This is a genomic window from uncultured Bradyrhizobium sp. (genome assembly GCF_947648125.1).
In the GTDB taxonomy this organism is placed as follows: domain Bacteria; phylum Pseudomonadota; class Alphaproteobacteria; order Rhizobiales; family Xanthobacteraceae; genus Bradyrhizobium.
In genome coordinates this window covers 669122-695483 of record NZ_CANSMR010000002.1, presented here as the reverse complement: position 1 = coordinate 695483, position 26362 = coordinate 669122, and the positions used below count along the sequence as shown (strand labels likewise).

The following is a 26362-nucleotide window of genomic DNA, read 5'->3' as shown; positions in this document are numbered from 1 at the left end:
GGGCGATTACGAGGCTGAGCCCGTGCCCGCGTTCTTGGCCGCAACCAGCTCGTCGATGCGGTCGGCGAGATTCTGCAGCACGAAGTATTGCTCCGTCGTGGCCTTGCCGTCGTTGACCTCCTGGGTCCACTTCTCGAGCGGCATCTTGATCCCGAAGGCCTTGTCGATGGCAAAGGCGATGTCGAGGAAGTCGAGGCTGTCGATCCCCAGATCGTCGATCGCGTGGCTCTCCGGCTTGATCGTATCGCGCGGGATGTCGCAGGTCTCCGCGATAATGTTGGCGATCTGCTCGAATGTGGAGGACATCATTAAGCCTTTGATATATTGAAGGTAATTCCGGGTCGGCTCGGAGGAGGCGGGCGCCGTGCCCCGGATTGCCCTATTGCTGCTGCCGGAGTCGTGTGCCCGTATATCGGAGCAGGGCCGTTAGTTCAATGGAGCTTGGCCGGCCCGGCAAGGACGGTTTTTGGGTAGGGTTCCGGTCTGCCTAGCTGCGCGGCATCACCGTAATCTTCGCGCAATCCCGGCGTCCCATCAGCACGCAATCCTGGGTCTTGCGCAAATCGGCGATGCTCATGGCGAGCCAGATACCGATCGCGGTGAGTGCCACGGTGAAGGCGAAGGCGGCGATGTTGGCGAGCATGCGCTGGCGGAAATCGTCCGGCTCCTCGCGCGGCTTCTCATAGCGGGAGAGGTCGTTGGCGACGGAAACAGGAGCGATGGAAGCCGGGCGGGCCGGTCGGATCGGGTCCTCGCGCTTGCCGGGCGGCTGCGCCGAGGTGCGCGGCCGGAATTTGAGCACCACGTGCTCGTCATCCGAGGAAATTGGCCGCTGCGTCTTCACTGTTGTCGGTCCGGTCGCGTCGCCACTCATGTTTAGCATGTTCGCTGCGCTTCACACCTAAAATCTTGATGCGCGCAGAGGTGGTATTTATCCTTCGAGGGTCTCGTGGAACCGACTGTAGTCGATCCGCAGACGGCCGTCGTCGGTCGCCTGCAGGATTTCGGCATAGCGATGGCCGAAGCGGATGTCGGAATGTTCGTACGATTTTCGCGCATGCACCGTTTGCGCTGCAACGTCGTCAAGGCCTGACACGAAGAGGCCGAGCCCGGCATTGACGGCTTGCAGCTCCGCGGCGTCGAGGCCGTAGAGTGGGCTGTCCTGGTCGATCACATGAAACAGGGTCCAGCTCAGCGCCAGCGCCGGGCTCTCGCTGCGCAGGAGCGGCAGTTCGTAGAACCGGCGGTATGGCATGCCTTCCTTGCTGACGCCGTTCTTGAACAGCCAGAGCCGCGCGGTGGCATTGGCGATGATGTTGTGCCGCTCGTTGGCCAGGCGGATCATCAACGTGAGCTGGCCCTCATGGTCCGAGATCACGGGATTGTCGGCGAACAGCAAGCGCGCGCTCGGCCGCGAGAAGCGGGCGAAGATCAGCCCTGTCATCAGCGACATCGAGAAGATGCCGGTGAAGAGTTCGATGGTGGCGATGAAGTGCCCGTAATGCGTCTGCGGGTGCATGTCGCCATAGCCCGCGGTCGAAAGCGTCTCGATGCTGAAATAGAGGTAGTCGATGTATTGGCCGCCAGGCACGTTGGCGATCGGATGATCGCCGAGCCAGTAGAACAAGGCGAACACGGCGTTGAAGGTGATGAACACCAATGCTGCACCGCCAATAAAGGCGGGCCAGGATGCCGTCATGCAGCGATGGCTGATGTCTGCCCAGAAACTGAGCTCCAATCCCTCGGTCACGACCTCGCGGTTGCCGAGACGGATCGTGCGCGCCTTCGCGCGTTCGCTTGCTCTCAAAGCCATTCCGACGAACCGGCTCTTCCGCCTGCCTGTGACATCATGTCATAATGGAACTCATTCCGGAGTGCCGGTCAAACGGGAGTACAAATCATGGCCCATACGCGCGAGCCTTACGTCAAACCGGTCCCGATCCTGTCGCTGCGACCAACCCAGATGACGGTCGGCATGCACGAGGTGAAGGAGAAGCGGAAGCGCTGGCGCGAGCATGCTTCAAGCAAGAAGCGCGCCGAACTGCTGGGCAAGCACATGATCCCGGTCGTCCATGGTCCCGACGATCGCTACTACGTGGTCGATCACCATCATATGGCGCGGGCGCTGCACGAGGAGGGCGTCAAGGACATCCTGGTCACGGTGATCGGCGATCTCACGATGGTCGAGCGTGATGTGTTCTGGGGCGTGATGGATAACAAGCGCTGGGTCTATCCCTACGATTCCAAGGGCGACCGCCGGCACTTCAGGGACATTCCGAAGTCGATCAAGGATCTCAAGGACGATCCCTTCCGCAGCCTCGCTGGCGAAATGCGCCGGGCCGGCGGTTTCGCCAAGGACACGACGCCATTCAGCGAATTCCTGTGGGCCGATTTCCTGCGCCGCCACATCCCGCGCAAGACGGTGGAGAACAATTTCGACAAGGCGCTGGAGAAGGGCTTGGCGCTCGGCCGCGGCAAGGACGCGGTCTATTTGCCCGGCTGGTGTGGGCCGGCATCTGACGACTGACCTGGCGCGGCCTCCGGTCTGTGCGGTTCTTCCTTGCCGCCGAGCGCGTGGTGCAGCCACCGCTCAGTCCGCTTGCCGAAGGTGAGCAGCAGGAATGCCAGCGCCAGCGCGGTGAGGACGATCGGCCAGTGTCCGGCGCCGCAGACAATGCCGACGCATGCGGCGAAGAACGCGCATGCGGCGCTGGTCAGGCCGTGGACGTGATAGCGGTCGCCCCGTCGGACGATCACGCCGGCGCCAAGAAAGCCGATGCCGGTCAGCACACCCTGGATTACGCGGCTGACCGCATCGGTGAATTTCCCGGGATCGACCGCCTGCAATGCCAGCAGCACGACCGTGGCCGTCGAGAGGCTGACGAGGCCCAGCGTCTTCAACCCGATCGGCTTGCCGCGCAGGTCGCGGTCGAGCCCGATCGCGCTGCCGGCAAGGGTGGCCGCGCCGAGACGCAGGATGATCTCGCTCCAGTCTACCAAGGCGTCCTCTATTTCGGCTGGCGGCCGAGCATGTAGAACTCAGGGTTCGGCCGCATGCCGGTGACGTTCGCAAGCCGGTTCGAAAGCGCGAAGAAGGCCGCGACCGCGGCGATATCCCAGGCGTCGTCGTCGCTGAAGCCGTGGGTCGCGAGCGCCGTAAAGTCCGCCTCCGAGACCTCCTCGGCCGCGCGGCTGACCTTCATGGCGAAATCGAGCATCGCGCGCTGCCGCGGCGTGATGTCGGCCTTGCGGTAGTTGATCGCGATCTGGTCGGCGATCTCAGGGCTCTTGGCGCGGATGCGCAGAATCGCGCCATGGGCGATCACGCAATACTGGCACTGGTTGGCGGCGCTGGTCGCCACCACGATCATCTCGCGCTCGGCCTTGGAGAGACCGGAGTCCTTTTCCATCAGTGCGTCGTGATAGGCAAAGAACGCGCGAAACTCGTCGGGGCGGTAGGCCAGCGTAAGGAATACGTTCGGCACGAAGCCGGACTTCTCTTGCACCGCCAGGATGCGGGTGCGGATGTCCTCGGGGAGCTTGTCGAGAGCGGGCGTCGGGAAGCGTTTTGCGGTCGGCTGCGTCATGAGATGGTTCCGGCGTGCCGCGGGGACGCGGCGTCACGCGAAACCATAGTGGATGACGGCTTGGGCGCAAGGCGCATCGGCGCCCTGCCATAATGACGTCAGCGCAGTGGCTTCTTCAGGAGCGAGAAGCGGTCCGGATCGAGGCCCATTGACGGCTGCAGCATCGGCGCTTCGGCGGGCGCCATGGTACGCGGCGCCTGCGTCGGAGCGTTGAAGTTGGCGTCACCGCTCGGCGAATCGCGATGCGAGGTGGCGCCGCGCCAGCGCTCCAGCACGGCGCTGACGAAATGCATGTCATGGCCGGCGGTGACCGACGGCACCGTTGCGATGGTGGCCTCGCCGCGCGGCAACTGGTGCGGCGGCACCTCCTTGAAGCGCAGCCGGGTCGGCAGCGCCACGCCTTCGCCGAACGCCAGCACTTCGCGGGTGCCGAGCGAGGGCACGAACGACAGCAGGTTGGCAGCGGCATCCGACACCGCGGAGCGCAGCAGCGCCTGGTCGCGGTCGTTGGCAAGCCGCATCGTGAACAGCGTGTTGCACTGGGAGATGATGGTCGCGTCGAGCTCGGCCGGACGCTGAGTGATCAGGCCGAGATAGACACCGTATTTGCGGCCTTCCTTGGCGATGCGCGACACCGCCTTGCGGGTCGGTCCGAAGCCGATATTGCGGTCGGCGGAGGCGTAGCGGTGCGCTTCCTCGCAGACGAACAGCATCGGCGAGACGCCGTCGCTCCACAGCCCGAAATCGAACGCCATGCGGCACAGCACCGACACCACGGAATCCACCACCTCGACGGGGAAACCCGCGAGCTGCATGATGGTCATCGGCTTGCCGTTGGCGGGCAGGCGGAACAGATGGCTGATCACCTCGGCCATGGTGTCGCCGCCGACATTGGCGTTGTCGAACATGAAGGCGTAGCGCGGATCGTTGCGCACCGCGTCGATGCGCGAGATCAGCTTGTGATAGATGATGCGTGAGGAGCGGTTCTCCAGCTTGCCCATGCGCTCGTCGATCAGCGAGATCAGGTCGACCAGGCGATAGGGCACCGGCGTATCGACGGTGTAGCCGACCTGCTTGGGGTCGACGCGCTTCAGTCCGAGGCCGACCCGGTCCGAGTTCTGGTACTGGGTGTAGATGCCCTTCGCCATCGGAATCACTTCGGCGAGGATGTCGAGCTCTTCGGGCACGCCGGGCCGGCCGCCGAACAGCACGTCAACGACCTCTTCAAAGTTGAACAGCCAGAACGGCAGCTTCAGGTTTCTCGGGTTGAGCACCTGTGCGCGCTCGCCGAAGCAGCGGCCGTATTCGTTGTGCACGTCGAGCAGGAAGATGCGCAAGTTCGGCCGCGACTTCAGGATCTCGTTCAGCAGCAGCGACACGCCGGTGGATTTGCCGACGCCGGTCGAGCCGAGCACCGCGAAGTGCTTGGACAGCATTTCCTCGACGTCGACATAGGCGATCACCGAACGATCCTGCTGCAGCGTGCCGACATTGATCTGGTCCGAGCCGCTCGGCGCATAGACCGTGCGCAGCTCCTGGTTCGTGATCAGATCGGTGCTGTCGCCGATGGTCGGATAGTGCGTGACACCGCGCTGGAATTTCGGGCGGTCGCCGCCGAGGATTTCGCCGAGCAGGTCGACCGAGGCGGTCGCCATGTATTCGTCGGACGGCGGCAGGTTCTCGCACGTCACTTCGGTGATCATGGCGACGATGACCGAGCTCGCGCAGCGGATACTGACGAACCGGCCGACCGTCGCGCGCATTTCTGAAAGCTGCATCTGGCCGCCAACCAGCAGCCCAACCCGGGCCTGCGAGCCGCGTACAGAGATCACACGTCCGAAGGATGTCACAGTTCCAGCCTGGCTCGTTGGCAAAATCTAAATGTCCGGACCAATATGCGCGCCCGGGTTTGGAAAAACCGTTAAATCGCCGGGGTTGCACATCGGCTAAATCTACACCTTCCCGGTGACGATTTGTTTCTATCGTGCCGCGAGATTGCGCATCGTCGCGTGCATCGGCGGCGAAATCGTCGCTTTCCGGCACAGCCGGGCTTGTTTCGTGGTCTTTCCGTTAAGGCGGGATTCACCATTTCCGCGGAGGCATCGGCGGCTCCGTAGGTTTACGGGAGTCTCGGCGCGATGTGTTACGTTCTGTCTCCAGGTATCGTGTAACCGATTGCTAACTGCGAGTTGTAACGACCTTTCCATCAGTGCTGCGTAACGATGCCGCGCCCGGGAGAGATCAGCGTGCGCATCGAACACCGCAATTCATCGTCAGGAAATGCCGACGCCGGCTCGACCAAGGGGCTGGCGTTCTGTGCCGGCCTGCTGGTCGGCAGCCTGTTCGGAAGTGTGACCGCGCAGTGGAGCGAGCGCGAAGGCCTGCTGATGGCGGCCTTTGCGATCATGGCCGTGATCGTCTTCCTGTTGCTGAAGCGGCATGAAATCTCCGACGCGCGGCTCGCCACGGAACGTTGCAATCTCATGACCGCAGTGGACAACATTCCGCAGGGGCTCGTGCTTTACGATGCGTCGGCGCGCATCATCATCTGCAACCGTCCCTACATCGAGATGTTCGGGCTCTCGCCCGATGTCGCGAAGCCCGGCTGCACCATGCAGCGGCTGATCGCGCACCGACAGGAGACCGGCTCGTTCGATGGCGACGTCGACGCGTTCTGCGATGCCATCATCCGCAATGTGAAGCTCGGCAAGGCGACGCGTCAGCTGACCGACGCGCCGGGCGGGCGGGCGATCGAGATCGTCAACAAGCCGCTGCCGGAGGGCGGATGGGTGGCGACCATCGAGGACGTCACCGAGCGGACGCGCACCGAGAACAAGATCGCGCATATGGCGCACTATGATGCGCTGACCGATCTGCCCAACCGCCTGCTGTTCCGCCAGCGCCTCGAGCAGGCGTTGAACGCGATCCGGCCGGACGAGCAGCTCGCGGTCATGTATATCGACATCGATGAGTTCAAGAGCGTCAACGACGCGCTCGGCCATCAGATCGGCGACGAACTGCTGAGGGCAATCGCCGGACGCCTGCGCTCCTGCGTCGGGGAGACCGATGTCGCGGCGCGGCTCGGCGGCGACGAGTTTGCCGTGATCCAGACTGCGGTCCGCGACCAGACCGAGACCATGCAGCTGCTGGCTGCGATCTATCAGACCATCCGCCAGCCGATCGATTGCAGCGGCCACCTGATCACGACCGACGCCAGCATCGGCATCGCGGTCGCGCCCACCGATGGCCTCGACCTCGATCAATTGCTGCGCAACGCCGACCTCGCGCTCTATGGTGCGAAGAGCGATGGCCGCCGGACCTACCGGTTCTTCGAAACCGGCATGGATGCGCGGGCCAAGGCGCGGCGCAGCCTCGAACTGGAATTGCGCCAGGCCATCGCCGACAGCAGCTTCGAGCTGCATTATCAGCCGCTGCTCCATCTCGAGGACGGCAGGGTGAGCTGCTGCGAGGCACTGGTGCGCTGGCGGCATCCCGAACGCGGCACCATCTCGCCGGCAGATTTTATCCCGGTCGCCGAGGATACCGGCCTGATCAACGATCTCGGGCACTGGGTGCTCAACACCGCGTGCCGGGAAGCGGTGAACTGGCCGGATCACATCAACGTCGCGGTCAACGTGTCGCCGATTCAGTTCAAGAGCCAGACGCTGGCGCTCAACATCGCCGCCGCGCTCGCAGCGTCGGGGCTCGCGCCTTCGCGGCTCGAGCTCGAGATCACTGAGGCGGTGTTGATCCGCGACGACGATGCTGCGCTCGATATCCTGCATCAGCTGCGCGAGCTCGGTGTCCGGATCGCGCTCGACGATTTCGGCACCGGCTATTCCTCGCTGAGCTATCTGCAGCGCTTCCCCTTTGACAAGATCAAGATCGATCGCGCCTTCATCAAGGATCTCACCGGGACCGGCGCGTCGTCCACGATCGTTCAGGCCGTCGTGAACATTGCCGCCGCGAGCGACATGACGACGACCGCGGAGGGCGTCGAGACGGAGCAGCAGCGTAGTCTGCTTCGTATTCTCGGCTGTACCGAGATGCAGGGCTATCTGTTCAGCCGGCCCGTGCCGGATGTCGAAATCCGCAAGCTTTTGTCGTCGCATCGCGAGAAGGCCGTCTCGGTCGCCTGACCGCCGGCCTCTGCCGCTTTCAATATGTGATTTCAGCCACGGAATGGCGCGCGAGCGCCGGCCATCTTGTTGATACGCAACAGGAGGGCTCCGCCATGTACATTCTCGTGAATGCGCTTCTCGTTCTGGCAATCGCGTTCTTCTTCTTCCTGCCGATGACCGATCGCCGCACCGCGCGGATGAAGCTCTGCATGGTATGCGCGCTTGCCGTTGCGCTGACCGTGTCGGCGACCCTGTCCCGGCCGCACGGACCGGCACCGGTGATGGTGTCGAAGGGCTAGGCACGGACGTTGGCCTCAACGGGTGCCGCAGTTTCCGGGGGCAACATTTTGTTGACGAGACCTAATCCTTTGTACACTAGTACAAATCGGCGCACCGAAGCTCGCTCGCCAGGGCGGAAAGCCGTCGATCGGGCGGCGTCGCGGAAGGAGACCGTCCATGCAGCCGGAACCGATCTTCGATCTCGCTCATCTCGGGCACATGGAGCTGCTGACGCCGAAGCCGGACGAGAGCCTGAAGTTCTTCGTCGATGTCATGGGCATGACCGTCAGTGGCCGCCAGGGCGAGTCGGTCTATCTGCGCGGCTGGGACGATTACGAGCGTTACTCGCTGAAGCTCACCGCGTCGAAGACATCAGGCATGGAGCACATGGCGCTGCGGGCGCGCAGTCCACAGGCGCTCGAACGCCGCGTCGCCGCGCTGAAAGGCTCGGGCTTCGACATCGGCTGGATCGAAGGTGACATGGGGCAGGGACCGGCATTCCGCTGCCGCGATCCCGATGGCCATGTCATCGAGCTCTATTACGAGACCGAATGGTACGAGGCGCCGGCCGAGCTGAAGCCCGCGTTGAAGAACCAGGCGCAGCGCTTTCCGGCGCGCGGCGTCAACGTCCGCCGGCTCGACCATCTCAATTGCCTTGCGGTCGACATCAAGGCCAATCGCCTGTTCTTCGAGAATTACCTGGGATGCCGCACCACCGAGCAGATCGTGCTCAACGACGGCACGGAAGCGGCGATGTGGATGACGATGTCGAACAAGAGCTACGACTTCGCCTATACGCGCGATCATTACGGCAAGATGGGACGTTTCCATCACGTGACCTACGCGCTGGACAGCCGCGAGGAGATCTTGCGCGCCGCGGATATCTTCCTCGAAAACGGCGTGCATATCGAGACCGGGCCGCACAAGCACGCGATCCAGCAGACCTTCTTCCTGTATGTCTATGAACCCGGCGGCAATCGCGTCGAGGTCGCCAACGCCGGAGCCCGCCTGATCCTCGCGCCGGACTGGAAGCCGATCGTGTGGACCGAGGAGGAGCGCAAGAAGGGCCAGGCCTGGGGGTTGAAGACGATCGAATCGTTCCACACCCATGGCACCCCGCCGGTGACCGGCTAGGCGCCGGGTTGTAGGGCGCAAGATCACGCGCGTCGATCCGCCGCCGTGACCAAGCGCAGCCGACAACCACAGCGTCGGAGCGTGATCGATATGATATCGTTTGCCTGGCGTGCGTTGCGGCCGCAAGGGCTGCGAACATTTGCGGGCGCTGATCTTGCTGTCCTGCACAGACCGCTCCTTGCCTGCACCGCTCGCGCTGCGGAGCGGATCATCCGCGAACGTATGGAGAGTAGGCACAATGGCCGGCAACACATCCAAGACGCCGACGAAGATCGCAAAGAAGGTCACGGCCAAGCGGGGCGCCGCCCAGCCGCGTCTCCTCGCGGGCGGCAATCCACAGATTGCGAAGGGTTATGGGGATGCCCCGGTGCAGGCCTATATCGCGGCGATGCCGGGCTGGAAACGCGACCTCGGGCGCAACCTCGACGCGCTGATCGTGCGCACCATCCCCGAAGTGCAAAAGGCGGTGAAGTGGAACTCACCGCTTTATGGCATTGAAGGCCAAGGCTGGTTTCTCGGCATCCATACGTTCACAAACTACGTCAAGGTTGCCTTCTTTCGCGGTGCATCGCTGCGCCCTGTCCCGCCGGGGGAGTCCAAGCAGCAGCATACACGTTACCTCAACATTCGTGAGAACGATCAGCTCGACGAAATCCAGTTCGTCGGCTGGGTGAAGCAGGCCAGCGCATTACCCGGCGAGCAGATGTAAACAACCATGGAAGCGCGCGCGGGCGGTGATCGGCGTCGATCTCCGCCAGGGCGATGGGCTCGGCTGTCGAAGATGCGAGAGGGGCCTCGCGCAGCGCTTGCTGCCCGCGCGCGAGTCGCGCGCAACAGGCGACGCAGCTCTGCGCGCTGGATCATTGCCTCGCCTCGGCCGTTTGGTGCTAGGCTGCACCTCGCAACGTCAGAGGAAAACGTCGATGAGCGAACACACGACGGACAAGCGCGTGCGAGAGGCGTCTCGCAGGCGATTCCTTCAGGCGGGCGCAGCACTGGCCGGTGGCTCCGCGATATCTGGAGTTGCCGGTTCTACCGCGCTTGCCGAACAGGGGAATAATCTTCCGCCCAACGTGCCGGAATGGATGAAAGCGCCCGGCGACCCGATGGGAAGCCAGCCCTATGGCACGCCATCGGTTCACGAGAAGGGCGTCGTCAAGAACATCTCGAAGACGCTGCCGCAATACATCTCCGCGTCGGGCCGCACGCCGTTGCAGGAGCTCGACGGCATCATCACGCCGAACGGCCTGTTCTACGAACGGCACCATGGCGGCGTGCCGACCATCGATCCGGCCGAGCATCGGCTGATGTTGCACGGCATGGTCGATCGCCCGCTGGTGTTCACGATGGAGGACATCCGCCGCTTTCCGTCGCAGTCGCGCATTCACTTCCTCGAGTGCTCCGGCAATCCAGTCTACACCAAGCCCTACGGCAAGACGGCTTCTGACCTCGTCGGCCTGCTGAGCTGCGCGGAATGGACCGGCGTGCCGCTGAAGACTGTGCTGGACGAAGCCGGCCTGCAGGCGGGCGCCAAATGGATCGTCGCCGAAGGCGCCGATGCCGCCGCGTTGACGCGCTCGATCCCGATCGAGAAGTGCCTCGACGACGCCATGCTGGTCTACAGCCAGAACGGCGAGCGGCTGCGTCCGCAGCAGGGCTATCCGCTGCGCCTGTTGCTGCCGGGCTTCGAGGGCAACATGAACGTGAAATGGCTGCGCCGGCTCAAGGTGGTCGCCGAGCCGGCCTATTCGCGCGAGGAGACCTCGAAATACACCGACCCGATGCCGGACGGTACGTCGCGCGAATTCACCTTCTACATGGAGGCCAAGTCGATCATCACGCGGCCGTCCGGCGGGCAGAAGCTGACCACGCACGGCTTTCACGAGATCACCGGGATAGCCTGGAGCGGCCACGGCAAGATCAAGAGCGTCGAGATCTCGCTCGACGAGGGCAAGAGCTGGCAGCAGGCGGAGCTTCAGGAGCCGGTGCTGACGCGCGCGCTCACGCGCTTCCGCTTGCCCTGGCACTGGGACGGCACTCCCGCCGTGATCCAGAGCCGCGCCATCGACGAAACTGGCTACGTGCAGCCGACGTTGGCGGAATTGGTGGCGGTGCGCGGTCTCAACTCCTTCTACCATAACAACGCGATCTGGCCCTGGCGCATCGATGCGAATGGCGAGGTGACCAATGCCCAGGCGTAAGCTCAAACCCGCACTGCTGGCCGGCGCGATCGCGATGCTCGGCGCAGCTGTTCATGCCGAGGAGCGCTACGGCATCGGCCGCGTCGCGACGCCTGCGGAGATCGCCGGCTGGAACATCGATATCGGCCGTGACGGCTCCAACCTGCCGCCGGGCAGCGGCAACGTCGAACGCGGCCGCATCGTGTTCAGCGAGCAATGCGTGGCGTGCCATGGCGACAGCGGGCAGGGCGGCGTCGGCGACCGCTTGGTCGGCGGGCAGGGCACGCTGGCGAGCCCTAAGCCGATCCGTACCGTCGGCAGCTATTGGCCCTATGCTCCGACCTTGTTCGACTACATCCGCCGCGCGATGCCGCAGAACGCGCCGCAGTCGCTGAGCAATGAGGACGTCTACGCGGTGTCCGCCTACATCCTCAGCCTCAACGGCGTCGTCCCCGCCAACGCGGTGCTCGACGCGAAGTCGCTCGCCGCCGTCAAGATGCCGAACCGCGACGGGTTCGTCTCCGACCCGCGGCCCGACGTGCATAATCGGTGAAGCGCGGGCGGGGCGGCCGTCGCGCGTCGCGGTCGTCGTGCGGCGACTGCGGCTGCCTCGCGGCATTGTGACCTGATGGCCCCTGCATCGGGAGTTCGGCCGTCACCACATCGGATCCACGCACAGGGACGGCGCTGCCGCCCGTGCGCAGTTTCTTCGGCGAATTCTTGGGCGAATTTCAATTGATGCATCGGAGAGGTCCTATGGCCGGACTCAAGGCCGTCGCAGCCGCTGTGCTGCTCGTGGGAATGACGTTCACGCCAGTCGCGGCCCAGATGTCGGAGCCGGCACTTTTCGACGCGCAGAATCCGGGGCGGAGCGCGATCAACGGCGGCGCCCTGACGCCATGGGGTGAGGCCCAGCAGGCGGCGCAACGCGGCGGCAACCCGGCGAATGCCTTTGGCGCCATGCCGGCGGCGCCATCGTCCTCTTGCGCGCGCTATCGTTCGTTCGATCCTGCGTCCGGCACCTTCCTTGGCCGCGACGGCCGCCGCCATCCCTGCCAATAGGGCCCCGTATCCGCGCTTGGCCGTCGTTCTTGGCGGTGGATAAGCGCGCGGGCTGTCGCCCGGTGCCCGAACGCCTGGACGCCCGGCGCGTTATAGTCCGCTGATCGTGTCGGGTCCCGCCGGGCCCGAGCGGCGGAGGGCAGCTGGCGTGACAGACACCTTGGCCGGTTTCTGGGACCGAAAGTCGACCGCGGAGCTGTTGCGGGAAGCGGCGCGCGCCGACGGCGACGCGGAGACGCCGATCTTCAAGCGCTCGCTTTCGGCGTTGCAACTCGTCACGCTCGGCATCGGCGGCATCATCGGCGCCGGCATCTTCGTGCTGACGGGCCATGCAGCCGCCGCCAATGCCGGACCCGCCGTCACGCTCTCCTTCATGCTTGGCGCCGTCGCCTGCGCCTTCGCCGGCCTGTGCTACGCCGAGATGGCGTCGACCGTGCCGATCTGCGGCAGCGCCTACACGTACGCCTATGCCACGCTTGGCGAACTGATCGCCTGGATCATCGGCTGGGACCTGATCCTCGAATACGCGGTCGGCGCGATCGCGGTCTCGGTCGGATGGTCCGGGTATTTCGTCAGCCTGATGCGCGATTTCGGCGTCAACCTGCCGCAGCAATTCACCTCGGCGCCGCTCGCCTACGACGCCAACATCGGTGCGTGGTCGTCGACCGGCGCGGTGATCAACATTCCGGCGATGGCGATCATCGCTTTCGTCACCGCGCTGCTCGTGGTCGGCATTCGCGAGTCTGCGCGCTTCACCGGCTTCGTCGTCGTGGTGAAGCTCGTCGTCATCGCATTGTTTCTCGCCACCGCGGCTTCGTCGGTATCGCTGGCGAACTGGGTGACGGCGAGCAATCCGGAGGGCGCGCTGATCCCGCCGAATGCCGGTCCCGGCATATTCGGCTGGTCCGGCGTGGTCCGCGGCGCGGCCGTGGTGTTCTTTGCCTATATCGGCTTCGACGCGATCTCGACCGCGGCGCAGGAGGCGAAGACGCCGGAGCGCGACATGCCGATTGGCATTCTCGGCTCGCTGGTGATCTGCGCCGCGCTCTATGTTGCGGTCGGCTTCGTGCTGACCGGCATCGTGCCGTACGACAAGCTCAGCGTGCCTGATCCGATCGCCGTCGGCATCGATGCCGTCGGCATCGGCTGGCTCGGCCCCTTCATCAAGCTTGGCATCCTGTTCGGGCTGACGTCGGTGATCCTCATCATGCTGCTCGCGCAGCCGCGGATCTTCCGCGCCATGGCGCATGACGGGCTGCTGCCGGGTATCGCCGCCAAGATCCATCCGCGGTTCCAGACGCCCTATGTCTCGACCATCTTCGCCGGCAGCGTCGCTGCAATTCTCGGCGGGCTGCTGCCGATCGGGCTGGTCGGAGAACTCGTCTCGATCGGCACGCTGTTCGCATTCACGGTGGTCTCGATCGGAACGCTGGTGCTGCGTCTGCGCGATCCGGATCTGCCGCGCCCGTTCAGGGCGCCGGCGATCTGGCTGGTGGCGCCGGCTGCCGCAGGAACCTCGCTGTTCCTGATGTTCGGCCTGCCGCTCGACACCTGGATCAGGCTCGCGGTGTGGCTCGTGATCGGGCTCGTGATCTATGTCGCCTATGGCCGACGCCACAGCCGGCTGCGGGCGAGGGATGCGGTGTAGATCAAGCGCGGCGAGGATGCTTCTTGTTCGCTATGTTGCGAGCCCGTCTCCGCCAAGAGACCGTCGTCCCTGCGAAAGCAGGGACCCATACTCCGCGGCGGGCGTTGTCGATGGGATTCGTCATTCCAGCGCAGCAAACCAATCAACGTTTGTGGTTATGGGTTCCTGCTTTCGCAGGGACGACACCGAATTTGTTGTGACATTGAAGGTCAGACGTCCGCGGCCGTCACTCGATCGCGAGCAACGCGCGGCGGATCGCTGCGAAGATCGCCTCGATCTGGTCTTCGGTGATGATCAGGGGCGGTGAGATCATCAATGTATCGGCGGCGGCGCGGATCAGGATGCCGTCATCGTCGTGGCATCGCCTAGCGCATTCGGGACCGCGCACGCCGGCCGCGCCGTCGCGCGCGCGTCGGGCTGACGGGAAGCAGGGCGGGGGTGATGCCGCGCGCGGCAACCGTGCCGACCCTATAGTGCGCGGGCACGCGGCCTGCTACACTTGCTCGCTCCGATAGAAGCAACATACGCCGCACCCAGACGGCGTAAATCGGGGGGAACTCCAATGCGAAATCCACGAACGGGCGCGCGATGGATGGTCGCGGCTATTGTCGCGATCGGCGTCGCGGCGTCAGCTCCTGGCCACGCCGCGTCGGTTGCGCCGGTCGCCGCCGAGAACGGCATGGTGGTATCCGCGCAGCATCTTGCGACGCAGGTCGGCATCGAGGTGTTGAAGCGGGGCGGCAACGCGATCGACGCGGCGGTTGCGGTCGGTTACGCGCTCGCGGTCGCCTATCCCGCCGCCGGCAATCTCGGTGGCGGTGGGTTCATGACCATTCAGCTTGCCGACGGCCGCAAGACCTTCCTGGATTTCCGCGAGACCGCGCCGAAGGGCGCCACCGCCAACATGTATCTCGACAAGGACGGCAACGTCATCGCCGGCCTGTCGACCAAGGGGCATCTCGCCGTCGGCGTGCCGGGCTCGGTGGCCGGCATGGAATATGCGCGCGAGAAATACGGCACGATGAAACGCGCCGACGTCATCGCGCCGGCGCTGCAACTCGCCGAGGACGGCTTCGTGCTGGACCAGGGCGACGTCAGCATGCTGGAGACCTCGACCAAGGATTTTCAGGACGATCCGGCCTCGGGCGCGATCTTCCTCAACAACGGCAAGCCGTTCCAGGTCGGCGAGCGGCTGACCCAGCACGAGCTCGCCGAAACACTGCGCGAGATCAGCAAGCGCGGCACCGACGGCTTCTACAAGGGCTGGGTGGGGGCGGCGATCGTCGCCTCGAGCCAGGCCGGCAGGGGCCTGCTCACGCAGGAGGATCTCGACAACTACCGGGTTCGCGAGCTCGCACCGGTCGAATGCGACTATCGCGGCTACCACGTGGTTTCGGCGCCGCCGCCAAGCTCGGGTGGCGTGTTGGTCTGCGAGATCCTCAACATCCTCGAGGGTTATCCGCTGAAGGAGCTCGGCTACCATTCCGCGCAGGCGGTGCACTACCAGATCGAGGCGATGCGCCACGCCTATGTCGATCGCAACAGCTATCTCGGCGACCCCGACTTCGTGAAGAATCCGCTCGAGCGGTTGCTCGACAAGAATTACGCCGCGAAAATCCGCGCCGTGATCGACCCGGCCAAGGCCGGCGTGTCCAAGGACATCAAGCCGGGCGTTCCGCCGCACGAGGGCAGTAACACCACGCACTATTCGATCGCCGACAAGGACGGCAACGCGGTGTCGGTCACCTACACGCTCAACGACTGGTTCGGCGCCAAGGTGACAGCGGCCAAGACCGGCGTGCTGCTGAACGACGAGATGGACGACTTCACCGCCAAGGTCGGCGTGCCGAACCTCTACGGCCTGGTGCAGGGGGAGGCCAATTCCATCGTCCCCGGCAAGCGTCCCCTGTCCTCGATGAGCCCGACCATCGTGACCAGGGACGGCAAGCCGGTCATGGTGGTGGGGACACCGGGCGGCAGCCGCATCATCACGGCCGTGCTGCTGACGATGATCAACGCCATCGATTACGGCATGGACGCACAGGAGGCCGTGGACATGCCGCGCTTCCACCAGCAATGGCTTCCAGAGGCGACTAACCTCGAGGACTTCACGCTATCGCCGGACACGCGGAAGATTTTGGAGGGCATGGGCCAAAAGTTCGGGCCGCCGCAGCCGGCCAATCACCTCGCGGTCATCATCATCGGGGCGCCGTCGTTGGACGGCAAGCCGGTCGGCAACAACCGCTTCTATGGGGCGAACGATCCGCGCCGCAATTCGGGGCTCGCTGGCGGCTATTGATCGGCGTTGTGCGATGGCGTGGTAGCGCCGTGCGCGGGCCTAGCGCCTGCGCGATCGATCTCGCGTCAGGCGACGGCCGTCGACCTGCCGTCGTCGTGCCCGCTCGTCAGCAGCAGGCGCCGGCGGATCGCATCCTCGACCAGGGCCAGCGATTGCCTGGCTTCACGCGCCTCGGCTTCGGCGGCCTGGGCCCGGAATTCGGCGGCATCGAGCTGCTCCTGCTGGGACTCGATGCGCCGTCGGGCTTCTTCGAGTGCCCGGGACGCGTCCCTCAGCTTGCGCTCGGTGGCGGCGATGATTTCGAGCTGCGCCTGTTCGGCGGCCTCGGCGCGCGCCTCGCCAGCGCGGGCTCGGTCCTCCATGCTGCGGAACAGGTCCGCCGCCTGATAGACGAGGTCCAAGGCTTCGGTGCCCATCGCCGATGTGGGAGGTCTCGGAAATCCGAGGACATTCGGGTCGGCCGCAAAAGGCCGTCTGAATCCGCGCAGTGCCATGCAAACCAGCCCTCGCGAGTCGCGAGTATGACAACAACTTGCGGTAGTTATGATAGACCATTAATCCCGTCGGCCCGGCGGCACTGTCCACCGGTTTCTGACGGCACGGCGCTTGGAACGGCAGCCGGGTAGTGAAAGCGCTCGGTCCGGCCTGCGCTTTTGTTTCGCAACCGGCTCGCCGCGCAAGCGCGGCGATTGGAGGCCGGCGTGCCCTCTGCCGGGCGCGCCGGCCAGCGGAGGGCTGGAGGTCGATGCAATCTTCCAGAGCGTCCCAAAGTCGGGGAGGGCTGATTTGGCCGCGCGCGCGAGCCGGGCTCTATGGCATAAGTTTGACGCCTGGCGCGCTTTAATTCTCCTGTGTTGAATTGCAGGTCCATGGTGCGACCGATATACCGGGCGGCCTAAGTGGCACGCAGCGCACTCAGAACGAGCGACGTATTCGCCACGGAAAATCTGGTCGATGAAATTTCTGTTGCGGTTCTTCGGGTTCCTGTTCACCGCAGGAACCATCCTGTTCCTGGCTGGTCTCGCCGCGGTCGCAGGGCTGTTCTGGCATTTTTCCAAGGACCTGCCCGACTATTCGCAGCTCCAGAACTACGAGCCGCCGGTGATGACCCGCGTGCACGCAGCTGACGGATCGCTGCTGGGCGAATTCGCCAAGGAGCGCCGGCTCTATCTGCCGATCCAGGCGGTGCCGAAGCTCGTGATCAACGCCTTCCTCGCAGCCGAGGACAAGAATTTCTACGAGCACGGCGGCATCGACTATACCGGCATGGCGCGCGCGGGCGTCTCCTACATCCAGAACTTCGGTTCCAACCGCCGTCCGCAGGGTGCTTCCACGATCACCCAGCAGGTCGCCAAGAACTTCCTGTTGACCAACGAGGTGTCGTTCACCCGCAAGATCAAGGAAGCCCTGCTGGCGATGCGAATCGAGCGGGCCTATTCCAAGGACAAGATCCTTGAGCTCTATCTCAACGAAATCTACCTCGGCCTCGGTGCCTACGGCATCGCGGCGGCCTCGCTGGTCTATTTCGACAAGTCCGTCAATGAACTGACGATCTCGGAAGCGGCCTATCTCGCGGCGTTGCCGAAAATGCCGGCCAGCCTGCATCCGGTGCGCAACCGTGCGCGCGCCATCGAGCGGCGCAACTATGTGATCGACCGCCTGCAGGAGAACGGCTGGATCACCGCTGCCGACGCCGACAAGGCGCGCAAGGATCCGCTGACCGTCACCAACCGCAGCAATGGCGCGCACACCTTCGCCGGCGAATATTTCTCCGAGGAAGTCCGCCGCGACATCTTCGAGCGCTACGGCGAGAAGAAGCTCTATGAGGGCGGCCTGTCGGTGCGCACCACGCTCGACCCCAAGGTCCAGGTGATGGCGCGCAAGGCCATGGTGGCGGGGCTCGTGAACTATGACGAGCAGCAGGGCTATCGCGGCGCGATCCAGAAGCTCGACCTCACCAGCGACTGGGGCGTGCCGCTCGCCGAAATCAAGTCGCTCTCGGACATCTCGCCGTGGCGGATGGCGGTTGTGCTGGAGAGCAACGACCAGTCGGCGCGGATCGGCTTCCAGCCCGGCCGCGAACTCGGCGGCGCCATCAGCAAGCAGCGCGAGACCGGCATCGTCACGCTGGAAGGCGTGCGGTGGGCGCGGGCGTTGTCGGGCCCGTACAGGGGCAAGACGCCGACATCGGTGGCGCAGGTGCTGCAGCCTGGCGACGTGATCTACGCCGATCCGCTGTTCAAGGACGGCAAGGCCGTCGAAGGCCAGTACCGGCTGCGCCAGATTCCCGAATTGTCGGGCGCGATGGTGGCGATGGATCCGCACACCGGCCGCGTGCTCGCGATGGTCGGCGGCTTCTCGTTCGACCAGAGCCAGTTCAATCGCGCGACGCAGGCCTATCGGCAGCCTGGTTCGACCTTCAAGCCGATCGTCTATTCGACGGCGCTCGACAATGGCTACACCGGATCGACGGTGATGATCGACGGCCCGATCGAAATCGACCAGGGGCAGGGCAACATCTGGCGGCCGGAAAACTTCTCCACCGGCAAGTATCAGGGCCAGGTTACGCTGCGCAACGCGCTCCGCCTGTCGCTCAACACCGTAACCGTGCGGCTGGCGCAGGAAATCGGCATGCCTGTGATCGGCGAGTATGCCAAGCGCTTCGGCGTCTATGACGAATTGCCGAACTATCTCGCCTATGCGCTCGGCGCCGGCGAGACCACGGTGATGCGGATGGCCACGGCCTATTCGATGATCGCCAATGGCGGCGTCCGCGTGAAGCCGACCCTGATCGACCGCATCCAGGACCGCTACGGCCACACCATCTTCAGGCACGACCAGCGCGAATGCCGCGGCTGCGACGCGCCGGAGGGCTGGAAGAACCAGCCCGAGCCGCAGCTCGTCGACCGCCGCGAGCGGGTGCTCGACGCGATGACGGCCTACCAGATCACCTCGCTGATGGAGGGCGTGATTCAGGCCGGTACCGGCACCGCGCTGAAGGACGTCGGCAAGCCGCTCGCCGGCAAGACCGGCACCTCGAACGAGGCCAAGGACCTCTGGTTCGTCGGCTTCTCGCCCGACCTCGTGGTCGGTCTCTATGTCGGCTACGACAAGCCGCGCTCGCTCGGCCGCAACGCGCAGGCCGGCCACACCGCGGCGCCGATCGCGCGCGACTTCCTCAAGCTCGCGTTGGCCGACAAGCCCGCCACCCCGTTCAAGCAGCCGGTCGGCATCCGGCTGGTGCTGGTCGATGCCAAGACCGGCCTGCGCGCCTCGTCCGGTCAGAACCGGGGCGTGGTGCTCGAGGCCTTCAAGCCGGGCCAGGCGCCGCCATTCTACGATCCGACGCTGGTCGCCGGCACCGATGTGATCGACGGGACCCAGCAGGCAATCCCGCCGGACGCGGATCGTGCCGTCATGCGGTCAGGGACGGGTGGGTTGTACTGACGCCCGCCGCCAAGGTATCCGCGAACTGAAGTCGTTCAGCCTCTGGTACCGCCGTGGCAACGCGGCGGTTTGCGTTTGTGGGCACACCTCCATCCGGCCTAAGTGCAGCCGATGCTGCCTGAGGGGCACCGGCCGGGATGATCTCGCCGGGATTCATGGGGTGGACGCGCCACAAGAGCGAATTGGCTGGGGAACCTGGATTCGAACCAAGACAAACAGAGTCAGAGTCTGTTGTGCTACCGTTACACCATTCCCCAAGAACCATCCAAGATATCAACAGCTTAGCTGGATGTCTGGACATCTCGGTGCAGCGGGTTCGCCTGCCAAATCGGCGTCCGCGCGAGTGCGACCTTCTACCCGCTTGGTCCCGGGCTTGGCAAGCATTGATGGCGGGATCAGCGCGAAAATCGTGGTGCCGACGATGGCGTGCCATCACAGCATCGAGGGTGGATTAGCCCGGCGTGATCAATCATGGTCTCGCGCCTGTAGTACGGCTTGTTGCGACAGAGGTTTAAGGTGATGGACGAAATTCTTTATGCCCGCGAGCCGTCGATCGGCGTCGACGAGTTCATCGAGGTGCTGCGCCAGTCGGGTCTCGGCGAGCGGCGGCCGCTGGCGGATACCGATCGGATGGCGCGGATGATCGCCAATGCGAACCTGATCGTGACGGCACGCAAGGCGCACCGGCTCGTCGGCGTCTCGCGCGCGCTGACCGATTTCGCCTATTGCTGCTATTTGTCGGACCTTGCGGTCGATCGGGCGTTTCAGGGGCACGGCATCGGCAAGCGCCTGATCGCGGAAACGCGGCGCCACGCCGGACCTGAATCGATGTGCCTGTTGCTGTCGGCGCCCGACTCGATCGGGTTCTACAAGACCATCGGCATGCCACAGCCGGACAACGCGTTTCTCTATAAGCGCGAGCGATAGCGCTAGGGCTGCCTGCGCCGGCCTACTTGATCTTGTCGTACACCGTCGCGAAGTCTGCGAGCGGCATCGGGATGCTGATGGTCTCCTTGCCGAGATTCTGGAACGACACCTTGAGCTGCTTGCCCGATTTCAGCTGGGCCAGGACGTCGGCCGCGATCGGCGCATTGATGTAGCAACCGCGCGCCTCGCAGGTCTGGATCGGCACATCGACGGCCTTGCCGTCGTCGACCTGCAGCTTGGCGCCGACGGGCAGGTTCAGCCCGAGCGGAAGCTGGATCAGCGCAACCGGCGCGCGGGTATCGCCGGGAACGCGGATATTGACCAGCACGATCAGCTGGCCGGTCTTGGTGAGAACAGCGGTCTGCTCCATCGCGCATTCGAGCGGCGCGTCGCGGCTCGCGCTGGTGCAGCGCGCGACCCAGCCGGTATTGTTGGGGGATGCGGCATCGCCTTGCGGAGCGGGCGCCGCTGCCGGCGCATTCTTGCCCTTGGGGACCTGGGCGTGGCCAAGGCCGGCCATGCCGGACACGGTGAACAGGACGAAGAGCGACTTTGCGACAATCTTCACGATACCGGCTCCGAAATGAACATCTTTCGGGTGTGCCGGTATGCGGGCAAAAGTCAAGTCACTCGGCGGCCTGCTTGACCGACCCATCCTCGCCATCGTCGGCATCGTGGTCGGCGCGCGGCGAGCGGCCCCAATTCGCAAACGCGTTGGAGAGCCTGTCGAGATAGAGATAGACCACGGGCGTCGTGAACAATGTCAGCGCCTGGCTGACGATCAGACCGCCGACCATCGCGTAGCCGAGCGGCTGGCGGATTTCGGAGCCGGTGCCGGTCCCTAACATCAGCGGCACGCCGCCGAGCATCGCGGCCATCGTCGTCATCATGATCGGGCGGAAGCGGAGCAGGGCGGCCTGGCGGATCGCCGCCACCGGCTCCATGTGCTGATCGCGCTCGGCGGCGATCGCGAAGTCGACCATCATGATGCCGTTCTTCTTCACGATGCCGATCAGGAGGATGATGCCGATCAGCGCGATCAGCGAGAAGTCGAAGCCGGCGGCCATCAGGATCGCCAGCGCGCCGACGCCGGCCGAGGGCAGCGTCGACAGAATGGTGATCGGGTGGATGTAGCTCTCGTAGAGAATGCCGAGGATCAGGTAGACGACCACAAGCGCCGCCAGGATCAACAGCGGCACGGTGGACAGCGATTGCTGGAACGCCTGCGCGGTGCCCTGGAAGCTTGAGCTCAGGGTCGGCGGCGCGCCAAGGTCGATCATCGCCTTCTGCACCGCCTCCGTCGCCTGGCCGAGCGCGACACCCTGCGCGAGGTTGAACGAGATGGTGATCGCCGGGAACTGGCCCTGGTGGCTGATCGACAGCGGCCGCACCGGAACGGTGGTCCACTTCGCAAAGGTCGACAGCGGCACCTGTTCGCCGGTGAGCGGCGACTTGATGTAGATGTTGTTCAGCGTGTCGATCGAACCCTGCAGCTCCGGCAGCACCTCGAGGATGACGTGGTAGCTGTTGAGCTGGGTGAAGTACTGCGTCACCTGGCGCTGGCCGAACGCGTCATAGAGCGTGTCGTCGATCAGCTGCGGCTGAATGCCATAGCGCGAGGCGGTGTCGCGGTTGATCTTCAGCTCGACCGTGGTGCCGTTGGTCTGCTGGTCGGTGGCGACGTCGCGCAGCTGCGGCAGCGTCTGCATCTTGCCGAGAATCTTCGGCGCCCATTCGTTCAGCTCGGCGAGGTTGGCGTCCTGCAGCGTGAATTCGAACTGGGTGCGGGTCGGGCGGCCGCCGAGGCGGACGTCCTGCGCGGCCTGCATGAACAGCCGGGCGCCGAGCACCTTCTCCAGCTTCGGCCGCAGGCGGGTGATGATCTGCTGCGCGTTGGCATCGCGCTCGTTCAGCGGCTTGAGCGTGATGAACATGTTGCCGTTGTTGCCGGCCCGGCCGCTGCCGCCGATCGCCATTGCCACCGTCGCCACGCCGGGATCCTGCATGACGATCTTGCTGAGCTCCTCCTGCTTCCCTTTCATTTCAGCGAACGAAATGTCCTGGCTGGCCTCCGAGGTCGCGGTGATCAGGCCGACGTCCTGCTGGGGGAAGAAGCCCTTCGGGATGATGACGAACATGTAGACCGACAGCGCCAGCGTCGCGAAGAAGATCATCAGGGTCGTGAACTTCCAGCGCAGCGCGAGGTCGAGCCCGCTCTGATAGCCGCGCAGCATGGCGTCGAAGCCGCGCTCGCTGAGCTTGTAGAGACGACCGTGCCGTTCCTCATTGTGGGCGCGCAGGAAGCGCGAGGCCATCATCGGCGTCAGCGTCAGCGACACGAACATCGAGACGAAGATGGTCATCGCCAGTACGACCGCGAATTCGCGGAACAGGCGGCCGATGATGCCGCCCATCAGCAGCAGCGGGATCAGCACCGCGACCAGCGAGATGCTGATCGAGACGATGGTGAAGCCGATTTCCTTGGAACCCTTGAAGGCGGCGGCCATTGGCCTCTCGCCTTCCTCGATGTAGCGGCTGATGTTCTCCAGCATCACGATGGCGTCGTCGACCACGAAGCCGACCGCGATCGTCAGCGCCATCAGCGACAGATTGTCGAGCGTGTAGCCGAAGATCCACATCAGCGCGCAGGCGCCCAGCAGCGCCAGCGGCACGGTCACGGCCGGGATGACGGTAGCCCAGAAGCTGCGCAGGAAGGCGAAGATCACCATCACGACCAGGAAGATGGTCAGGAGCAGGGTGAACTGGACGTCCTCCACCGCGGCGCGGATCGTGGTCGTGCGGTCGCTGATGACCTCGATCTTGACTGCCGGCGGAATTGCCGCGACCAGCCGGGGCAGCGCCGCTTTGATCTTGTCGACGGTGTCGATGACGTTGGCGCCGGGCTGCTTGAAGACGACGAGGAACACGCCGCGCTTGCCGTTGGCCCAGGCCGCCTGCTTGGCGTCCTCAGGTCCGGTCACGGCTTGGCCGATGTCGCGGATGCGCAGCGGTCCGCCATTGCGGTAGGCGATGATGACGTCGTTCCACGGGTCCGCCGTAAGCAGCTGGTCGTTGGCATAGATGGTGTAGGCGCGGGTGGCGCCGTCGATATTGCCCTTCGGGCTGTCGACGGTTGCGATGTTGATCGCGGCGCGGACGTCTTCCAGCGACAGGCCTTTCGCGACCAGCTTGGCCGGGTCGATCTGGACGCGAACCGACGGTTTCTGCTGGCCGCCGATGATGACCTGCGCGACGCCGGAAATCTGGCTGATCTGCTGGGCAAGCTGGGCGTCGACGGAATCGCTGACCGTGGTCAGCGGCAGCGTGTCCGATGTCGCCGACAGCAGCATGATCGGCGCGTCCGCCGGATTGACCTTGCGATAGGTCGGCGGCGAGGGGAGATTCTTCGGCAACTGGCCGCTGGCGGCGTTGATGGCGGCCTGCACGTCGTTGGCGGCGCCGTCGATCGAGCGGTTGAGGTCGAACTGGATCGTGACCGACGCCGTGCCCAGATAGCTCGTCGAGGTCATCTGCGCGATGCCGGGGATCTGCGCGAACTGGCGCTCCAGCGGCTGGGCGACCGAACTCGCCATGGTCTCCGGGCTGCCGCCCGGCAGCGTCGCGGTGATCTGGATGGTCGGGAAGTCGACTTGCGGCAGCGGCGCGACCGGCAGCAGGGGGTAGGCGACGAGGCCGACGAACAGGATGCCGGCCATCAGCAGCGAGGTGCCGATGGGGAAGCGAATGAATGGTGCGGAAATTCCGTCGCTCATTCCTGCGTAACCTTCGACTGGGACTGGTTCGAGCTCGCCACCGTCGTCGTCACCAGGGTTCCCGGCGAGACCTTGTACTGACCCGCTGTGATCACCTGCTGTCCCGGCGACAGGCCATCCTCGATCACCGACTTGCCGTCGATCGACTGGCTGACCTTGAGCTTGCGAAGCTCGGCCTTGTTCTCCTGATTGACTGAATACGCGTACAGGCCTTCGGTGCCATGCTGCACCGCATCATCCGGGACGACGGTGGCATCCTTCAACGTTCTGACCAGAAGCCGGGTCGAGACCGACTGGCCCGGCCACAGCGCATGGTCCTTGTTATCAAACACCGCCTTCAGCCGGACAGTCCCGCTGGTGGTGTCGACCTGATTGTTGATCAGCGCAAGCGCGCCGGTGGACAGCACCCGCTTGCCGTCGGTGGTCAGGGCAATGGTCTTGGGCGGCGCCACAGCCAGCGCCGCCTTGATATCGGGCAGCTGGTCTTCCGGTGCGGTGAAGATCACCGTGATCGGCTCGATCTGGGTGATCGTCACGATGCCGGTCTGGGCCGAGGCGTTGACGATGTTGCCGATATCGACCAGTCGCAGTCCGACGATGCCGTCGATGGGGGACTTCACGGTGGCGTAATCGACCTGGGTCTGGGCGTTGAAGATGGCGGCGTCATCGGCTGCGATCTGGGCCGTGAGCTGGGCCACGGTGGAGCGCTGGGTGTCGAGTTGCTGGCGCGTCGCGAACTCGCCGAGCTTGGTGTAGCGCTGCAGGTCGAGATTGGCGTTGGCGATGTTGGCCTCGTCCTGGGCCTTCTTGGCCTTGGCCTGGTCGAGCGTAGCCTGATAGGGCCGCGGATCGATCTCGACCAGCGTGTCACCCGCCTTGACGAACTGGCCTTCCTTGAACGCGATCCTGGTGATCTGGCCGTCGACCCGGGTGCGGACCTGGACCGTGTTGAACGCCTGCACCGTGCCGAGGCCGGTCAGGTAGACCGGGAAGTCGGCCTTCTCGACCGGCGCGATCTTGACCGGTACGGCCGGGCGCTGGGCGGACCGCTTCTGCGCGGCTTCAGCCGCCTGCAGGTCGTTCGTGTGTTTCTGCCAGCCAAAATAACCGGCCGCGCCAACCGCAGCGATCACTAAGACCCAACCGATGGTGCGTGACTTTGACATGCGGACTCTTGGGCTCGACTTAACAATAAAGGGTGACCGAAACGGTTCACAGAGCTTGCGGATATAATATGCGTGCACTTAATGTGTAAACACACCAAGGCTTGAGAATCCTAAACATTTGGAAAGGTTTAGGCCGGAAACGAGCAGAAACATTCCGTCCGGAAAACGCTCCGAGGACCCCCATGTCGCGCGATCTCAAACGCCAGTTCATTGCGCAGCTCGTCGAGAGTTCCCGGCTGTTGCGCAACTATATCGATCATCGCGCCAAGGCGCGAGGCACCACACGCGCACAATGGATTGTACTGTTCCGCCTGCGCGAGCAGGAGGGACTGTCCCAGGTCGATCTCGCCGACGTGCTCGAGTTGCAGCCGATCTCGCTGGTGCGGCTGCTTGACCGCCTCGTCGAACATGGCTTGCTCGAACGCCGTCCCGATCCCAGGGATCGCCGCGCAAATCGCCTGTTCCTGACCAAAAGCGGGCGCCGCCTCGTCGACGATCTCGACAGTCTGCGCGATGAGATCGCCAGCGACGTGCTCCGCGACGTATCGGACAAACATGTCGAGAGCGGACTGGCCACGCTGCGCGAGGTCAAGGATCGCATCAAGGCGCTCGGTGAGGATGCCGAGCACATCGCCGCGAAATAGCGCGCGCCTCGTCGCGTCCAGACCTGCTCTCCATCCGTCCACCTGATGCGGTTTGCGCGATGCGGTTGAAACGCCGTCGGATGTCGTTCATATCG

Annotated in this window: 23 protein-coding genes, 1 tRNA gene and 1 pseudogene; 13 read left to right on the top strand and 12 right to left on the bottom strand. The window is 64.5% G+C overall.

What is annotated here, in order from left to right:
• Positions 1–6 precede the first annotated feature (6 nt).
• From Q0030_RS06980 to Q0030_RS06970, 3 genes are all read right to left on the bottom strand, one after another.
• Positions 7–306, bottom strand: a complete 300-nt coding sequence (locus Q0030_RS06980; RefSeq protein ID WP_021081038.1) for an acyl carrier protein — start codon at positions 304–306, stop codon at positions 7–9.
• A gap of 181 nt (positions 307–487) precedes the next feature.
• Positions 488–844 carry a hypothetical protein gene (locus Q0030_RS06975; RefSeq protein WP_298364616.1) on the bottom strand — a complete coding sequence of 119 codons (357 nt, stop codon included), beginning with the start codon at positions 842–844 and terminating at the stop codon, positions 488–490.
• Between the two features lie 87 nt (positions 845–931).
• Positions 932–1813 (bottom strand): ion channel, encoded by an 882-nt coding sequence (locus tag Q0030_RS06970; protein ID WP_298364485.1) that lies wholly within the window; start codon positions 1811–1813, stop codon positions 932–934.
• Positions 1814–1900: 87 nt separating this feature from the next.
• Between Q0030_RS06970 and Q0030_RS06965 the strand changes: the two genes are divergently transcribed.
• Entirely contained in the window at positions 1901–2527 is a 627-nt protein-coding gene (locus Q0030_RS06965) for a ParB-like protein (RefSeq protein ID WP_298364482.1), read from the top strand.
• On the opposite strand, the gene Q0030_RS06960 is transcribed toward Q0030_RS06965, so the two are convergent.
• The 3 genes from Q0030_RS06960 to Q0030_RS06950 all read right to left on the bottom strand — a co-directional run bounded on the left by Q0030_RS06960 (position 2488) and on the right by Q0030_RS06950 (position 5437).
• Positions 2488–3000 (bottom strand): MgtC/SapB family protein, encoded by a 513-nt coding sequence (locus Q0030_RS06960; RefSeq protein WP_298364479.1) that lies wholly within the window; start codon positions 2998–3000, stop codon positions 2488–2490. The two genes, Q0030_RS06965 and Q0030_RS06960, sit on opposite strands and share 40 nt — an antisense overlap.
• A gap of 8 nt (positions 3001–3008) precedes the next feature.
• Positions 3009–3587, bottom strand: a complete 579-nt coding sequence (locus Q0030_RS06955) for a peroxidase-related enzyme (RefSeq protein WP_298364476.1) — start codon at positions 3585–3587, stop codon at positions 3009–3011.
• A gap of 98 nt (positions 3588–3685) precedes the next feature.
• The gene (locus Q0030_RS06950; protein WP_298364473.1) at positions 3686–5437 is read right to left on the bottom strand and encodes a DUF87 domain-containing protein; all 1752 of its coding nucleotides are present in this window, start codon (positions 5435–5437) and stop codon (positions 3686–3688) included.
• A gap of 513 nt (positions 5438–5950) precedes the next feature.
• Here Q0030_RS06950 and Q0030_RS06945 point away from each other — a divergent pair.
• From Q0030_RS06945 to Q0030_RS06910, 8 genes and pseudogenes are all read left to right on the top strand, one after another.
• Positions 5951–7726: pseudogene (locus Q0030_RS06945) on the top strand (EAL domain-containing protein); the annotation flags it as partial.
• A 95-nt stretch (positions 7727–7821) separates the two neighbouring features.
• Positions 7822–8007: a hypothetical protein gene (locus Q0030_RS06940; protein WP_212315109.1), complete on the top strand. Its 186-nt coding sequence runs from the start codon at positions 7822–7824 to the stop codon at positions 8005–8007.
• Positions 8008–8164: 157 nt separating this feature from the next.
• On the top strand, positions 8165–9121 hold the full coding sequence (locus Q0030_RS06935) for a catechol 2,3-dioxygenase (protein WP_298364467.1): 957 nt from the start codon (positions 8165–8167) through the stop codon (positions 9119–9121).
• A 238-nt stretch (positions 9122–9359) separates the two neighbouring features.
• A complete protein-coding gene (locus Q0030_RS06930; protein WP_298364465.1) occupies positions 9360–9830 on the top strand; it encodes a DUF1801 domain-containing protein in 471 nt (156 codons plus the stop codon).
• 214 nt (positions 9831–10044) lie between these two features.
• Complete coding sequence (soxC, locus tag Q0030_RS06925; protein WP_298364462.1) at positions 10045–11322, top strand: sulfite dehydrogenase; 1278 nt, start codon at positions 10045–10047, stop codon at positions 11320–11322.
• 34 nt (positions 11323–11356) lie between these two features.
• The gene (locus Q0030_RS06920) at positions 11357–11854 is read left to right on the top strand and encodes a cytochrome c (RefSeq protein ID WP_298364613.1); all 498 of its coding nucleotides are present in this window, start codon (positions 11357–11359) and stop codon (positions 11852–11854) included.
• 203 nt (positions 11855–12057) lie between these two features.
• Positions 12058–12363, top strand: a complete 306-nt coding sequence (locus Q0030_RS06915; RefSeq protein ID WP_298364460.1) for a BA14K family protein — start codon at positions 12058–12060, stop codon at positions 12361–12363.
• A gap of 148 nt (positions 12364–12511) precedes the next feature.
• Complete coding sequence (locus Q0030_RS06910; protein ID WP_298364458.1) at positions 12512–14011, top strand: amino acid permease; 1500 nt, start codon at positions 12512–12514, stop codon at positions 14009–14011.
• A 226-nt stretch (positions 14012–14237) separates the two neighbouring features.
• Here Q0030_RS06910 and Q0030_RS06905 read toward each other — a convergent pair whose 3' ends face one another.
• The gene (locus Q0030_RS06905) at positions 14238–14399 is read right to left on the bottom strand and encodes a hypothetical protein (RefSeq protein ID WP_298364457.1); all 162 of its coding nucleotides are present in this window, start codon (positions 14397–14399) and stop codon (positions 14238–14240) included.
• Between the two features lie 174 nt (positions 14400–14573).
• Between Q0030_RS06905 and ggt the strand changes: the two genes are divergently transcribed.
• Positions 14574–16310, top strand: a complete 1737-nt coding sequence (ggt, locus tag Q0030_RS06900) for a gamma-glutamyltransferase (RefSeq protein ID WP_298364455.1) — start codon at positions 14574–14576, stop codon at positions 16308–16310.
• Between the two features lie 65 nt (positions 16311–16375).
• On the opposite strand, the gene Q0030_RS06895 is transcribed toward ggt, so the two are convergent.
• Positions 16376–16804 carry a hypothetical protein gene (locus Q0030_RS06895; protein ID WP_298364454.1) on the bottom strand — a complete coding sequence of 143 codons (429 nt, stop codon included), beginning with the start codon at positions 16802–16804 and terminating at the stop codon, positions 16376–16378.
• 460 nt (positions 16805–17264) lie between these two features.
• Between Q0030_RS06895 and Q0030_RS06890 the strand changes: the two genes are divergently transcribed.
• Positions 17265–19757 carry a penicillin-binding protein 1A gene (locus Q0030_RS06890; protein ID WP_298364452.1) on the top strand — a complete coding sequence of 831 codons (2493 nt, stop codon included), beginning with the start codon at positions 17265–17267 and terminating at the stop codon, positions 19755–19757.
• A gap of 183 nt (positions 19758–19940) precedes the next feature.
• On the opposite strand, the gene Q0030_RS06885 is transcribed toward Q0030_RS06890, so the two are convergent.
• Positions 19941–20014, bottom strand: a tRNA-Gln gene (locus tag Q0030_RS06885).
• 262 nt (positions 20015–20276) lie between these two features.
• Between Q0030_RS06885 and Q0030_RS06880 the strand changes: the two genes are divergently transcribed.
• Positions 20277–20684, top strand: a complete 408-nt coding sequence (locus Q0030_RS06880) for a GNAT family N-acetyltransferase (protein ID WP_298364449.1) — start codon at positions 20277–20279, stop codon at positions 20682–20684.
• A 22-nt stretch (positions 20685–20706) separates the two neighbouring features.
• Here the strand turns inward: Q0030_RS06880 and Q0030_RS06875 are convergent, their stop codons facing one another.
• From Q0030_RS06875 to Q0030_RS06865, 3 genes are read right to left on the bottom strand one after another with little or no spacing between them, the layout of a single operon-like run.
• Positions 20707–21252, bottom strand: a complete 546-nt coding sequence (locus tag Q0030_RS06875) for an invasion associated locus B family protein (protein ID WP_298364446.1) — start codon at positions 21250–21252, stop codon at positions 20707–20709.
• Between the two features lie 58 nt (positions 21253–21310).
• On the bottom strand, positions 21311–24457 hold the full coding sequence (locus Q0030_RS06870; protein ID WP_298364444.1) for an efflux RND transporter permease subunit: 3147 nt from the start codon (positions 24455–24457) through the stop codon (positions 21311–21313).
• A complete protein-coding gene (locus Q0030_RS06865) occupies positions 24454–25623 on the bottom strand; it encodes an efflux RND transporter periplasmic adaptor subunit (RefSeq protein WP_298364440.1) in 1170 nt (389 codons plus the stop codon). The genes Q0030_RS06870 and Q0030_RS06865 overlap by 4 nt, the downstream gene beginning before the upstream one ends.
• A 182-nt stretch (positions 25624–25805) precedes the next feature.
• On the opposite strand from Q0030_RS06865, the gene Q0030_RS06860 reads away from it, so the two are divergent.
• Entirely contained in the window at positions 25806–26267 is a 462-nt protein-coding gene (locus tag Q0030_RS06860) for a MarR family transcriptional regulator (protein WP_298364438.1), read from the top strand.
• Positions 26268–26362: the final 95 nt, after the last annotated feature.

Excerpts from the sequence above, each read along its gene's own strand:
- Q0030_RS06890 (WP_298364452.1), top strand. The coding sequence starts at position 17,265 with ATGAAATTTCTGTTGCGGTTCTTCGGGTTCCTGTTCACCGCAGGAACC.
- Q0030_RS06860 (WP_298364438.1), top strand. The coding sequence starts at position 25,806 with ATGTCGCGCGATCTCAAACGCCAGTTCATTGCGCAGCTCGTCGAGAGT.
- Q0030_RS06935 (WP_298364467.1), top strand. The coding sequence starts at position 8,165 with ATGCAGCCGGAACCGATCTTCGATCTCGCTCATCTCGGGCACATGGAG.
- Q0030_RS06940 (WP_212315109.1), top strand. The coding sequence starts at position 7,822 with ATGTACATTCTCGTGAATGCGCTTCTCGTTCTGGCAATCGCGTTCTTC.
- Q0030_RS06920 (WP_298364613.1), top strand. The coding sequence starts at position 11,357 with ATGCTCGGCGCAGCTGTTCATGCCGAGGAGCGCTACGGCATCGGCCGC.
- soxC (WP_298364462.1), top strand. The coding sequence starts at position 10,045 with ATGAGCGAACACACGACGGACAAGCGCGTGCGAGAGGCGTCTCGCAGG.
- Q0030_RS06865 (WP_298364440.1), bottom strand. The coding sequence starts at position 25,623 with ATGTCAAAGTCACGCACCATCGGTTGGGTCTTAGTGATCGCTGCGGTT.
- Q0030_RS06930 (WP_298364465.1), top strand. The coding sequence starts at position 9,360 with ATGGCCGGCAACACATCCAAGACGCCGACGAAGATCGCAAAGAAGGTC.
- Q0030_RS06880 (WP_298364449.1), top strand. The coding sequence starts at position 20,277 with ATGGACGAAATTCTTTATGCCCGCGAGCCGTCGATCGGCGTCGACGAG.
- Q0030_RS06980 (WP_021081038.1), bottom strand. The coding sequence starts at position 306 with ATGTCCTCCACATTCGAGCAGATCGCCAACATTATCGCGGAGACCTGC.
- Q0030_RS06915 (WP_298364460.1), top strand. The coding sequence starts at position 12,058 with ATGGCCGGACTCAAGGCCGTCGCAGCCGCTGTGCTGCTCGTGGGAATG.
- ggt (WP_298364455.1), top strand. The coding sequence starts at position 14,574 with ATGCGAAATCCACGAACGGGCGCGCGATGGATGGTCGCGGCTATTGTC.
- Q0030_RS06870 (WP_298364444.1), bottom strand. The coding sequence starts at position 24,457 with ATGAGCGACGGAATTTCCGCACCATTCATTCGCTTCCCCATCGGCACC.
- Q0030_RS06965 (WP_298364482.1), top strand. The coding sequence starts at position 1,901 with ATGGCCCATACGCGCGAGCCTTACGTCAAACCGGTCCCGATCCTGTCG.
- Q0030_RS06955 (WP_298364476.1), bottom strand. The coding sequence starts at position 3,587 with ATGACGCAGCCGACCGCAAAACGCTTCCCGACGCCCGCTCTCGACAAG.
- Q0030_RS06970 (WP_298364485.1), bottom strand. The coding sequence starts at position 1,813 with ATGGCTTTGAGAGCAAGCGAACGCGCGAAGGCGCGCACGATCCGTCTC.
- Q0030_RS06895 (WP_298364454.1), bottom strand. The coding sequence starts at position 16,804 with ATGGCACTGCGCGGATTCAGACGGCCTTTTGCGGCCGACCCGAATGTC.